The following is a 12,092-nucleotide window of genomic DNA, read 5'->3' on the forward strand; positions in this document are numbered from 1 at the left end:
CCACACAGCATCATCAGGTCAGGTTTGCAATAGTCTGACTGACTTTTACTGCGACTTCCGTGATTTGCTCCTGGGCCTGATGCGCCTCATTCACCAGCTGCAAGCCGGCGCCGGAAAGCGTACTGGCATTTTCCATCCGGTCCAGCACCTGATGCATCAACGTCATATTACGCTCGACGACACGCTGGATCTCCACCGTCGAACTGCTGGTGCGGGCCGCCAGATTGCGGACTTCGTCAGCAACGACTGCAAAACCACGGCCCTGCTCACCGGCGCGTGCGGCTTCAATCGCGGCATTAAGCGCCAGCAGATTGGTCTGGTCAGCAATAGATTTAATCGTCGTGACAATCGCAGAAATTGCCTTGGATTCTTCGTTCAGCTGCTCTATCTGACCGAATGTCTGGCTGACTTCGGCAGAAATGCTACCGGAGTTTTGCTGGACTGCATTGAGCAATTGCCGGCTTTGTGCTGCCACATCGACAGTTTGTAATGAGGATTGCAAGGCTAATGCAGCGACCCGCTCCACTTCCATTTCGCGCGCTACCCGACTGGTAATATCACTGGCAAATTTGATGACTTTGGTTACTTGCCCCTGCTCATCAAATATTGGATTGTAAGTAGCTTCCAACCAGATGGTCTGTCCGGCTTTACTGACCCGTTCAAACCGGCCACTTTTAAATTGCCCGGCCGCCAGCTCAGTCCAGAAATTCGGGAAACTCTGAAAAAAATCAGCCGGGCAAAACAACCGGTGGTTTTGTCCGACAATCTCATGTTCCCGGTACCCTACTGTCTGCAGGAAATTTTCATTGGCACGCATTATATTGCCGTTGGGCTCAAACTCGATCACGGCCAAAGATTTGTCCAGCGCACTGATAATGGCTTGTTGACTGGCGAGCTGCGTCATTTTGACCGTTACATCGGCAGCAAATTTAACAATCCAGCGCACCTCATTTTGTTCAGTTACCGGAAAATAATTGGCTTCAAGCTGGATCTGTTCGCCGGTCTTTTTATAACGGCTAAAAGTTCCTGCCTGCGCTTCACCGCGCGCTAAGGCCTGCCAAAAACGCTGATAATCACTGCTGCGGGCGTAATCAGGCGCACAAAATATCTGGTGATGCTGGCCCATCAGATCAGATTTGGTGTAGCCGACGGTGGATAAAAACAGCGGATTGGCATCGACAATCTCGCCTTGTGGCGTAAAGACTATCATCGGTTCCTGATGTTGCACGGCCTGATAAAACAGTTGCTCTAAACTATTGCCTGGGGCCACTGCGGCCGTCTTTTGACGTTGAAATATCTGTCCGAACATACTGCACCTGCCTTGAGTTGGGGGACCAGCGCTTGGGCTGGCATGACAAGAGAGAGCCTGGGGCTGCTTGGCTAGCGTAAGATACTTTGTACCTGCCCTTAAGCCTGGTTGTGTCTATTGTTGCAACCTCACTCCGTCTGACCAAAGCACTGCGCACCTTCGCAACACTCCGGAAAAAAAGGGGCTCCGTCCCGGAGCCCCGCTCACGACAACATCGTCTTCCTTCAGCCCCCCAGCCTCCGGTCGGTGATGTCTCCAGTGACCCAGTTACCCAAAGCGGCTGAATTGGGGGTACCGCTTTGTTTGGTATTTGATTACACGATAAAACGAACCACTAACGTATTCAGGTCGATAGCAAGCCGGGATAAATCATGTGCCGCTGCGCTGGTTTGGTGTGCACCCGCTGAAGTCTGAGTCGCTAGATCGCTGATATTGATAATGTTCCGGTCTACTTCTCGGGCAACTTTTGATTGTTGTTCAGCAGCGCTGGCAATAATGTGATTACTGTCGCTGATACGGTTGATTTGTTGCGCAATCATATCCAGTGCCTCGCCGGCCTTGTGCGCCTGCTCCAGAGCCTGCTCTGCCTTGTCACGGCTGTGCTGCATCGAATTAACAGCAGCCTGAGTGCCACCACGGATACTGTGCACCATAGTTTCTATTTCCTTGGTGGAACTTTGGGTGCGATGAGCCAGCGCCCGCACTTCGTCAGCGACTACGGCAAAACCGCGGCCGGCATCGCCGGCGCGCGCCGCTTCAATCGCTGCATTTAATGCCAGTAAATTGGTTTGTTCAGCGATAGCACGGATCACGTCCAGCACTTTACCAATATGTTGCGATTGCTCGGCCAGCTCACCGACCAGTCCAGCACTTACTGCCATATCTTTGTTAATGTCATGGATAGCCGTTAGCGTTTGCTCAACCTGGTGTTTGCCCAGCTGAGTATTTTGCGCCGACTGCATCGAAGCCTCAGAAGTGGCAAGCGCCGTGTGCGCCACCTCTTCGACCGCAGCACTCATTTGGGTGATGGCAGCTGCAGCCTGCTGGATTTCATCATTTTGCTGACTGACGCCAGCCGCCGCACTATCGGTGACCATATTCAGTTCTTCCGACGCTGACGCCAGCGTTTGCGACGAGGTAGCGATATGGCGGATTGTGTCACGCAGGTTTTGTTGCATCGTCCGCATCGAATCCGCCAGTTCAGCCATTTCATCTTTACCACTGACTTCAATAGATTGCGTCAGATCGCCGCCCGCGACTTTTTGAGCCAAACGCAGGGCGCGCCGAACCGGGATCACAATGCTGCGGCTGAGCAGAACTGACGCGGCAATAGCCACAAGCAAACTGAGAATCACCATGCCGATCACATAGTTCCAGCTTTGCTTGTAACTCTGTTCTGACTGATTGGCTTGCTCAGATGCGTAACGCGAATTGAGCTCGTTCAGTTGTAATAGCGCTTTCGCCATCTGGTTGGCAGTCTCAGCAAGGCTGGTGTTGGCCAGTTCAGTCGCCGCGCTGTGATTTTTTGCTTCGACCAGTGAGGTTAAATCATTTTTCAGCTGAACATACCGGAGGTACGTCGCACTGAACTCGTCATAACTTTCCTGTTCCCCGCTGACAGAAATCAGCGGCTCGTAATGCTGCCGGATCTCACCGATTTGCTGATGGATGTCACCAATGCTTTGCTTGGCTGCCTGTATTTCGATGTCATTGCGGGCGATGAGTAAACGCAAAGTGAACACCCGCATCCGCATCACATTCAGATTCAGTTCGGCCAGATGCTCCAGGCTCGGAATGGTATTTTTGTCAATTTGTTCAGTGATTTTGTGCATCGAACTCATGCTGTAAAGCGCAAAAACACCCTGTAACAGCATCAGGAGGCCAAGAAACGCAAAACCGGCGGTCAATCGCGCGGCAATCCGGATATTTTGTAACTGCATCACATCTACCTCGCCTGGGGGGGGACTTAGTAATTTTTGCTTGAGCAGAACCACACTTGCTCAAACTTGCAGCAACAATAAAGGACAAATGAGACATTTGCAACACTTGAGACGATTTTTAATCGTTTAAGAAGGTGACCTCTACTATTTTTTGGCAAGATTTATTTACTCTTGCTTTAGAGATATCACCGATGCCCGCGCTGGTATGCTGTTGCTACGAATGAAGTAACTCTCACATCTGATCGGACAGTGTAGACGTAAACTGTCAGCAGAATGAGCCAACCACCGGAACGTCGCATGCAAAATTTGATAGATGCCAAACTGTTAATGAAAGTCTTCAGCAAAATTGAACAAAAAGGTCAGCCGGTCACTACGACGGTCGGCAATGGCTTTGAGTATGCCGGCATGCAGATCGCAACTGGTTTTGACGGTTACGATTTGTACTTTTTTGCCGAGGGAGTCAGCCTCACCCTGGGGTTTCATCAGAAGTATCATATCGATGCGGTGAATGAAGCACAGATTGACGCCTTTATCCTGCGGCTGAAACAGATCGATAACCGTGACTGAAAAGCTGCGAGCAGGTGTTATCCGCTCTTAAAGTCTTTAGCACGAGCCGTGTTTCAATATCATTGTTAACTTTGCGCCAGCGCAATAAACCAGCAAACACAGCCTGGCACATTGGTGCATCAAGCTACACTAAAACGCGAGTGTTCCCTAAAACAGGAAGAAATCAAATGGCCGAGTCCGCCCAATTCAGTGTCCAACTCAGATTGTTAAACGGCTATAAATTCGAAGTCGACTTTGGTGACGCCGGCCAGTTACTCAGTGACGAACCACCACCGCTCGGTGATGGCGAAGGGCCGAATCCGTCGCGTTTGCTGGCCGCCGCAGTGGCCAATTGCCTGGCTGCCAGTTTGTTATTTGCTGTGCGTAAATTTAAAGAAGATCCCGGTGAGGTCAGTGCTGAAGTACAGGGCGAACTGGAGCGGCAGGACGGCCGCTGGCGCATCGGTAAACTTCAGGTCGCACTGCAGCTTGGCGCAGATGCCGCCGCAATTCCACATCTGGAGCGGGCTTTAAGCCAATTCGAGAATTTTTGTGTGGTGACCCAAAGTGTGCGTCAGGGCATTGAGGTCACCGTGCAGGTGCGGGACAGTGCGGGCAAGCTGCTGCATCAGGGCTGAGCTTGGTTTAGTCTTCGTACTTTCTTCGGCACCGGCTTTGCTGCTATATAGCAAACCGGCTGTAAATATTTCTTTATATTCTCTTTTAGAATAACCATATTACTTATGTTGAATTATCAATCACTGCGCGCTATGCTGATTTTACATTAGATAATTCTAATTAAAATGAGTCAGTGTCACAGCACGATCGCAGTGGCCCGTGCTCAACTATCCAGCGGGGGTTGTATGAAAAGAACTGTGGTTGTCGGAGCCGGTTTAGGCGGCATGTCTGTGGTGTATGAACTGCGTGAAAAACTGCCGAAAGATCATGAAGTGATGCTGATTGGCGAAAGTAACGAGTTCCATTTTATTCCGTCTAATCCCTGGGTTGCGCTGGGCGAGCGTACCCGCGATCAGGTGATCCTCGATCTGACGCCTTATGTGCAGAAATACAAAATTCCGTTTAACGGCACTGGTGTCAGTCATATCGACAGCGCCACACAACAACTGACCACCGGCGACGGCCAACAATTTAACTACGACTATCTGGTGCTGTGTACCGGGCCGCGTCTGGCGTTTGAAACCGTACCGGGCGCCGGCCCTGAGCATGGTTTTACCCAGTCGATTTGTACTGTCAACCATGCCGTCAAAGCCTTTGAGACCTATCAGCAACTGTTGAAAAACCCGGGGCCAGTGCTGGTGGGAGCTTTGCAGGGAGCCAGTTGTTTTGGCCCGGCTTATGAATATGTGCTGACGCTGGAGAGCTTGCTGCGCAAGCAAAAAATCCGCGACCGTATTCCTATCACTTTTGTTACTTCCGAGCCCTACATCGGCCACATGGGCTTAGGTGGCGTCGGTGATTCCAAAGCGTTGATGGAACATGAGTTCCGCGACCGCGGTATCAAATGGGTCTGTAATGCCCGCGTCAAAGCCTTTGAAGATGGCATAGCGCATGTGGAGGAACTGAACCGCAAAGGCGAAGTTGATTTTAGCCACGACCTGCCTTTCCATTTAGCGATGTTTTTACCCTCCTTCAAAGGCTCAGAAGCCATTGCGGCGGTGCCGGATCTCTGTAATCCAAAAGGTTTTGTCATCACCAATGAATTCCAGCAAAGCCCGCAGCATCCGGCAATTTTTGCAGCTGGCGTCTGTGTAGCGTTGCCACCACTGGAGCAAACACCGGTGCCGGTCGGCGTGCCAAAAACCGGCTTTATGATTGAGTCGATGACCACCGCCATCGTCGAAAATATTCTGAGCCTTGAAAAAGGTGAAGCGATGAAAACCCGGCCAACGCTTAATGCGATTTGTCTGGCCGATATGGGCGATAAAGGCGCTGCTTTTGTTGCCTTGCCGCAAAATCCGCCGCGTAACGTCAACTGGACTTCGATGGGTAAATGGGTGCATGTCGCCAAGGTCGCGTTTGAGAAGTACTTTATGTACAAGGTCAAACACGGCACCAGCGAGCCGATTTATGAAAAGTACGTGTTAGGCGCTGTTGGCATTCACCGCACCAAAGAATAATCCTGCCTGCTGACAGCAATAAGCCCGCTACTGCGGGCTTATTGCTGTTCAATGGATTTCAGGCGTCAACCGGCAACCCAGCATCCAGCCAGGCCTGGAAGCCACCAGCCACAGAGAATACCTGCGAAAAGCCCATCTGCTGCAGACTGAGCGCAGCCAGGGCAGAACGGGCACCCGAGCGGCACATCAGATAAACCGGCCGGCTGGCCAGCTCGGCCAGCGCCTGCTGTGGCTCACAATGAGCCGCCACCGCAGGATGCTGGTGAATTTTCATTTCCAGTACCCCACGCGGGTAATTGACGGCACGGTCGACCCGGCCTTGCTGGAATTCATCCGGCTCACGCACATCAATCAGGATACTGTGATGATCTGCCAATACAGCCTGCAGCTGCTGGACCGACACTTCCCTAATCTGGCTGCGCGCTTCTGCGACCAGTTGTTGCGCTGACTTCAGCATAGTTGTCCCCTGTGGTGAGATGCAGAGTTCGTGATATTACATTAGAAAAATATGAATTTAAACATTGAGGCTTCACAGTGCAGCGCTTTAGCCCGCGCAGACACTAAATCATCAGCTAAGCTGACAAGATCCAGTTCGTCAGAATCATGCTATGACCATTGAAGAATTTGAACAACAGCGCAAGCGCCGTCTGCTGCAGGTTTTTTGGCTGACCGAAGCGGTGTTACTGATTGAGGTGGTACACCGGCTTTATGCCGGTGCTGTGCTCGCCTGGGAACTATCCGCCACCTTGCTCTTCACTGCATTATTACTCAGTCCGGTCTGGTTTCTGGCACAACGCGAGCGACTCAAAGTGGCAACGCGCTGGCTGTTGATTGCGCTGACGTTACTGGTTACGGCTTTATTGTGGGTGTTCAGCGGCCTGTCTGATGAAGCACTGTTGGGTTATCCCTGTATTCTCGTATTTGCCGCGCTGATGGGGTTACGCCGCACCTTTTTATGGCTGACCGCTTTTATGGTGCTGAATATCCTTTTGCTTGGGCTTAGCAATGATATAGGCCTGGTGCAGCATCTGCCGATGCGCAGCAGTATCCACTCCGGTTTGTTACTGGCGATTATTCTGGGGTTATTAGCCAGCAGTGTCTGGCTGATGATCGGCGATTTAACCAGGCTGGTGCAGGCGCTGCGCACAGAAAATCACAGAGTGCATCAGTCACAGCTACAGATCCGCCAGCTGATTAATCATGATTCACTGACGCAATTGCCCAACCGGATCCTGGCCCGCGAACGCTGGGAGCAGGCTATGCAATGCTGCCGGCCGCCAGATCAGTGGGTAGCGCTGATGTTTATTGATTTGGATAATTTTAAACAGGTCAACGACAATCTCGGTCACCATGCCGGCGACAAGCTGCTGCAAAGTGTCGCCAGTCAGTTGCGTAGCCATCTGCGTGGGACAGATTTAGTCTGCCGCATCAGCGGCGATGAATTTCTGGTGTTGGCAGAAGGTTTTCACCAACAAGCCGAAGTGCAGCAACTGGCGGAAAAACTGCTGGCAGCCGTAGCTACACCGGTCGATTTTGGCAATACAACTGTCAGTGCGACCTGCTCTATCGGCATAGCCATAGCACCACGCGACGGCACTGATTTTGAAGCGCTGTGCCAGAAAGCGGACAGCGCCATGTATCAGGCCAAGCACTTTGGCCGTAATCATTGGGCTTTTTACGACACGAGTCTGGGCGCAGAAAATACCGGCACTGCGCGATAAAAAGCGTAAAAATGCCCGGCCAGCAGCAAATGAAACAATCCCAGCGCTGCGTCTGCGGGAAGGGGCAGTAAGTTACTCAGTGGCACCGCCAGTAACAGCGCTAACGCCAACGTCAGACTCAGCCGCGCCGGTGCTTGTTGGATCAGCCGCAGCAGCGCCAGGACCAACAAAGCATCGCGCAACAATCCGGGCACAGCAGGCGGCTGGCCGGGCAGCGCGGCTGAAATCGCTGACAACGCCGGCAATAGTGCCAGCACCAGCCACAATCCCCAAACACTGCCGGGCAACTTGCCCCACACCCGCAACGCCGCAGCGAGATACAGCGGCATCATCCAGCTGACTGAAACCGCCGTCAGCTGCATGTGCACTGGGATCACTTCAGTAACACCGGCATAACGCAGCGCACCAACCGCCGCGTTGATAGCAATAAAAGCCAAAGCCCCGGTAAGTAGCAATGACCAGATTGGCGTCCGGGCTTCAGAACGCAGCCGCCCACAGCGCCATGCACCCAGACCGAGCGCTATCACCAGACACACCTCTCCTGCCACCGCCAGCCACATCATGCTGCTCCAAATCAGTCAGAAAAAAACAAGGCCCCGCAGGGCCTTGCATCACTTCTTAGAACGTCAGGCCAAACTCAATGCCGTACATCCGTGGTAGGCCCGGTGTCGCAATCGGCGAGCCCACGGCCATCGCCTGACCACCGGTCTGGATGATGTATTGCTCATCCAGCGCGTTATTGATAAAAAACGCCAGGCTAAACGGATGATTGTCGCTTTGCCAGCTGAGCCGGGTATTGACCAGACCAAAGCCTTTGATGGAATTCAGCGCATCATTATTCAGCCCTTTGACGCTGCCTTGCTCAAACGGCAACACCGCCAGTTTCGGCCCGTCGACGCCTTCAGTACGGTCGCCGGTATAGCTGTAAGTCAGATTCCAGTTAAACTGGCCATTGAGGCCGGCAAAATAATAATCCAGCAGCAAACTGGCCTGATCTTCCGGCATACCGGAAATGGGCTGACCGACTTTACTGCCGCTGTTTTCCCAACTGAAATATTGCCACTGAGTATATTCAGTGTTGAGGTGGCCGTAATTGGCGGTCAGGCGTAAATCGTCAGTGACCAACGCAATCAGCTCCAGCTCCACACCTTTACCTTCGGCGTCGACATTGCGCAGGTTGTAAGTCGGCACACCGCCCGGCGGGCCCACCAGCTCCAGCTGTTGCAGGTTGGTATAGTCATATTGATAAGCCGACAGATTCAGCCGCACTCTGTTGTCGAGCCAGGTTGATTTGACGCCAATTTCAGTGTTTTTTACCGTTTCTTCTTTGACCGGCGCCGCTTCACCTAAGGTATTAAAACCACCGGCTTTAAAACCTTCGGCATAAGAGATGTAGGTCATCAGTTCAGGCGTCCACTGGTAATCCAGCACCGCCCGCGGCGTGAATTTCGACCAGTCGGCGTTTTGATCAGCCGATTGCGGAATAAAAGCGACGGCGAGCGGTACTTGTCCGACATTGCCAAAAGGCATGTTAAAGAAATTGCGCGGCACACTGCTTAAATAAAAATCTTTTTTATCAAAGGTATAACGACCACCCAGCGTCAGGTCCAGCTTGTCGGTCAGCGCATAGGTGCCATCAAAATAAATCGCCGTGCTGGTGGTGGTGCCTTCGTTATCGAACTGCTCCATATGCTGGCCCATCACCTTAGTCAGGTTGGCATTGACCAGCGCATTGCCGACGCTGGCCTGCGCCTGCGCAAAGCTCATGCCCTGCATCATCAGCCGGCCAATTTCGGCCGCCACCGCCTGCCGCGCCGCTGCTGTGCCCATCGTCATATAAGCACCAGCGACACCGGTGCCGAGCGGCAACATTGGTACTGAACGCGGATCTGCGCCCATTTGCACCACCGCCAGCGCGTCAAACGTCAGCGTATTAAAAGTTGCCTGGGTGATTTGTTCGATATTTTCGCGAAACCAGTTGGCCCCTAAGGTCCATTTAAAATCGTCACCATTTTGGCTTAAACGGAATTCCTGGCTGAGCTGCTTTTGATCTTCAATCAGATTGCTGGCAAAAAAAGCGCGGGCAAAAGCCGAGCCGTCATCTTCCATCGCATTGCCACGGTCAAACTGACGGTACGCGGTCAGCGAGGTGAACTGCATGCCGGACCAATCCTGTTGATACTCAACAGAAAGCCCACCTGCTTCACGGGTTTCATGGCCTTCAAAATCATATTCAATCGGGCCAAAGGGGTCGCCGCTGCCGTAAGCTGTATTCAGCGTCACGGCCGGCCGGCCCTGCTGGTCGATATTCGAAACATCAGCACGCGCCACCAGGCTGGCGCCGTTCTTCAACGTGGTCTCCAGCGAGCCACGCGCCGACCAGTCATTTTGGTTGCCGTATTTGTCTTTGCTGTCTTTGACATCAAGATAACCGTCGCGTTTGTTGCGGTTAATACCGATGCGGCCATTGACGTTATCAGTCAGCGCGGCGGTCCCGGAGAATTCCATTTTTTGTTTGCCATGGCTGCCGAGCGTGGCACGGAACTGACCTTCAGCATCGGCACTGGCCGCTTTGGTGATGATATGAATTGCACCGGCCGCCGAGTTACGACCAAACAGCGTGCCTTGTGGGCCTTTTAACACTTCTACCCGCTCGACGTCAGTGAAGTTCATATTGGAGGTGCCGCGCCGGCCGACATAGACGCCGTCGATATACACAGCGACGGCGGCATCGAGGCCAATACCAAAGTCGTTAGTAGAAATTCCGCGGATATTAAAAGAAGTTTGCGTTGCCGTGGCGTTATTGGTCTCCAGGCCCGGTGTGATGCGGCCTAAGTCATTGACATTGACCAGGCCCATTTTATCGATATTGTCGCGACTGAAAGCGGTGATAGCGATCGGTACCTGCTGCATATTTTCACTGCGCTTTTGCGCTGTGACCTGAATGATTTCCAGCCCTTCTGCTTCTGCTTTGGTGTTATTTTGTTGTGCCTGAGCGGTCTGACTGGCCATCGCCAAACAAACGGCCAGACCAATGCGCGACATCCGCACTTTGCCCTGTTGTTGCATATCTTCCCCTGTCGTGTGGTGTGTTGGGGCTCGAGCCCCTTGTTATAGATTTTTTTCGAGATACCGGACTGATGCCCACGGTGAACTCAGGTCCGTTGTTTAGGAATTTCTGCCCTGTACCAGCAAATCACTGCTGTGCCCACGTGAACTGCGCAGCAGCGCAACACTTACCAGCAGCAACCAGCCCAGCGCCGGCCAGGTTGCAGCCGCGCCAAACCAATAGATGGCCAGCAGCACTAGCGCCAAATTTTTAACGCACTCCAGCAAATTTGTGCGCTGGCGTTGTTGCTGGTAATAACCAAGGCAAAATAAGCAGAATAGAATGACGGCAGCGCCAGTCCAGATAGTGACAACGCTGAAACTGCCGGCGCTCAGCAGGAAATACAGCACTAAAGCAATTAACGTCAGATGCTGCAGGAATGTATAGACTTTCTGTGCGCCGTTTAACGGCGTATCAAATTTGACCTGCTGATAGGGGTTAGCAAATTTATTCGGATACTGTTTGCGTACATCAGCCGGCCGCCAGCCGGTTTTACTGAAAAACACTTTGAATTTGTCGCCTAATGACCCTGTACGCCAGCTGTCTTTCATCAGCGCCCAATAGGTATCCAGATTGGCCCAGATCGGGTTCCAGCTTTGCAACGGTTTAGTGATGCCAAAAATCACCGGTTCTTCCGGTAGTTCATCCTGAAAAGTACCAAACCAACGGTCCCACAGGATAAACACCCCACCGTGGTTTTTATTCATATAAATAGGGTTTTGCGCATGATGCACACGGTGGTTACTCGGCGTGACAAACACCGTTTCATACCAGTCCGGCATCCGGTTGATGTGGCGGGTATGCACCCAGAACTGATACACCAGATTCAGTGACCCCACTGTCAGCAGCACCAGTGGTTCGATACCAATAAGCGCCAGTGGCAGATAAAAAATGAAACTGAAAAAGCCGCCGCTGGACTGGCGCAACGCCGTGCTGAGGTTGTATTCCTCACTCTGGTGATGCACGACATGACCGGCCCAGAACAGGTTAACTTCATGGCTGATACGGTGAAACCAGTAGTAGCAGAAGTCATAAGCGACAAAGGCAAACAGATAAACCCACAACGCTTCAGTGCCGAGGCTCCAGGGCGCCAAATGCTGGAAAATCAGCACATACACACTGAATTGCAGCGTTTTATAAGCCAGCCCCATCACCTGGCTCATCATGCCAAGGTTCAGTGAATTGATCGCATCGTTAAAGCGGTAGGTTTGTTTTTGCGCCCGCCAGTCTAAGTAAAGTTCCAGCAGGATGAGGGATAAAAATAACGGGATAGCGAACAGGATTATATTCATAGGATACTTTTTAGTTATAAGTTTAGATCCAAACTGT

The 12,092-nt window shown here is 52.2% G+C and carries 10 protein-coding genes; 4 read left to right on the top strand and 6 right to left on the bottom strand.

Annotated features, from left to right (window positions below):
- Positions 1 to 13: 13 nt before the first annotated feature.
- Positions 14 to 1,309 (bottom strand): methyl-accepting chemotaxis protein, encoded by a 1,296-nt coding sequence (locus Q399_RS22470; RefSeq protein WP_031568980.1) that lies wholly within the window; start codon positions 1,307 to 1,309, stop codon positions 14 to 16.
- 314 nt (positions 1,310 to 1,623) lie between these two features.
- Complete coding sequence (locus tag Q399_RS0112675; RefSeq protein WP_031568982.1) at positions 1,624 to 3,249, bottom strand: methyl-accepting chemotaxis protein; 1,626 nt, start codon at positions 3,247 to 3,249, stop codon at positions 1,624 to 1,626.
- A 297-nt stretch (positions 3,250 to 3,546) separates the two neighbouring features.
- Between Q399_RS0112675 and Q399_RS0112680 the strand changes: the two genes are divergently transcribed.
- From Q399_RS0112680 to Q399_RS0112690, 3 genes are all read left to right on the top strand, one after another.
- The gene (locus tag Q399_RS0112680) at positions 3,547 to 3,816 is read left to right on the top strand and encodes a DUF3081 family protein (RefSeq protein WP_031568985.1); all 270 of its coding nucleotides are present in this window, start codon (positions 3,547 to 3,549) and stop codon (positions 3,814 to 3,816) included.
- Positions 3,817 to 3,983: 167 nt separating this feature from the next.
- Positions 3,984 to 4,433 carry an OsmC family protein gene (locus Q399_RS0112685; RefSeq protein ID WP_031568987.1) on the top strand — a complete coding sequence of 150 codons (450 nt, stop codon included), beginning with the start codon at positions 3,984 to 3,986 and terminating at the stop codon, positions 4,431 to 4,433.
- A gap of 225 nt (positions 4,434 to 4,658) precedes the next feature.
- Complete coding sequence (locus Q399_RS0112690; RefSeq protein ID WP_031568991.1) at positions 4,659 to 5,933, top strand: NAD(P)/FAD-dependent oxidoreductase; 1,275 nt, start codon at positions 4,659 to 4,661, stop codon at positions 5,931 to 5,933.
- Positions 5,934 to 5,991: 58 nt separating this feature from the next.
- Here Q399_RS0112690 and Q399_RS0112695 read toward each other — a convergent pair whose 3' ends face one another.
- Positions 5,992 to 6,390, bottom strand: a complete 399-nt coding sequence (locus Q399_RS0112695) for a rhodanese-like domain-containing protein (protein ID WP_245612883.1) — start codon at positions 6,388 to 6,390, stop codon at positions 5,992 to 5,994.
- 151 nt (positions 6,391 to 6,541) lie between these two features.
- On the opposite strand from Q399_RS0112695, the gene Q399_RS21145 reads away from it, so the two are divergent.
- Positions 6,542 to 7,654 carry a GGDEF domain-containing protein gene (locus Q399_RS21145; protein WP_037046114.1) on the top strand — a complete coding sequence of 371 codons (1,113 nt, stop codon included), beginning with the start codon at positions 6,542 to 6,544 and terminating at the stop codon, positions 7,652 to 7,654.
- On the opposite strand, the gene Q399_RS0112705 is transcribed toward Q399_RS21145, so the two are convergent.
- The 3 genes from Q399_RS0112705 to Q399_RS0112715 all read right to left on the bottom strand — a co-directional run bounded on the left by Q399_RS0112705 (position 7,609) and on the right by Q399_RS0112715 (position 12,055).
- The gene (locus Q399_RS0112705) at positions 7,609 to 8,217 is read right to left on the bottom strand and encodes a hypothetical protein (protein WP_157836291.1); all 609 of its coding nucleotides are present in this window, start codon (positions 8,215 to 8,217) and stop codon (positions 7,609 to 7,611) included. The genes Q399_RS21145 and Q399_RS0112705 overlap by 46 nt on opposite strands.
- A 55-nt stretch (positions 8,218 to 8,272) precedes the next feature.
- Complete coding sequence (locus Q399_RS0112710) at positions 8,273 to 10,723, bottom strand: TonB-dependent receptor (RefSeq protein ID WP_031569000.1); 2,451 nt, start codon at positions 10,721 to 10,723, stop codon at positions 8,273 to 8,275.
- 99 nt (positions 10,724 to 10,822) lie between these two features.
- The gene (locus Q399_RS0112715; protein ID WP_031569002.1) at positions 10,823 to 12,055 is read right to left on the bottom strand and encodes a sterol desaturase family protein; all 1,233 of its coding nucleotides are present in this window, start codon (positions 12,053 to 12,055) and stop codon (positions 10,823 to 10,825) included.
- Between the last annotated feature and the right edge of the window lie 37 nt (positions 12,056 to 12,092).

This window comes from Rheinheimera texasensis DSM 17496 (assembly GCF_000711985.1).
Taxonomy (GTDB): Bacteria; Pseudomonadota; Gammaproteobacteria; order Enterobacterales; family Alteromonadaceae; genus Pararheinheimera; species Pararheinheimera texasensis.

Coding starts and splice junctions, on each gene's coding strand:
- Q399_RS0112695 (WP_245612883.1), bottom strand. CDS start 6,390: ATGCTGAAGTCAGCGCAACAACTGGTCGCAGAAGCGCGCAGCCAGATT.
- Q399_RS0112675 (WP_031568982.1), bottom strand. CDS start 3,249: ATGCAGTTACAAAATATCCGGATTGCCGCGCGATTGACCGCCGGTTTT.
- Q399_RS0112705 (WP_157836291.1), bottom strand. CDS start 8,217: ATGATGTGGCTGGCGGTGGCAGGAGAGGTGTGTCTGGTGATAGCGCTC.
- Q399_RS0112710 (WP_031569000.1), bottom strand. CDS start 10,723: ATGCAACAACAGGGCAAAGTGCGGATGTCGCGCATTGGTCTGGCCGTT.
- Q399_RS21145 (WP_037046114.1), top strand. CDS start 6,542: ATGACCATTGAAGAATTTGAACAACAGCGCAAGCGCCGTCTGCTGCAG.
- Q399_RS22470 (WP_031568980.1), bottom strand. CDS start 1,309: ATGTTCGGACAGATATTTCAACGTCAAAAGACGGCCGCAGTGGCCCCA.
- Q399_RS0112715 (WP_031569002.1), bottom strand. CDS start 12,055: ATGAATATAATCCTGTTCGCTATCCCGTTATTTTTATCCCTCATCCTG.
- Q399_RS0112690 (WP_031568991.1), top strand. CDS start 4,659: ATGAAAAGAACTGTGGTTGTCGGAGCCGGTTTAGGCGGCATGTCTGTG.
- Q399_RS0112685 (WP_031568987.1), top strand. CDS start 3,984: ATGGCCGAGTCCGCCCAATTCAGTGTCCAACTCAGATTGTTAAACGGC.
- Q399_RS0112680 (WP_031568985.1), top strand. CDS start 3,547: ATGCAAAATTTGATAGATGCCAAACTGTTAATGAAAGTCTTCAGCAAA.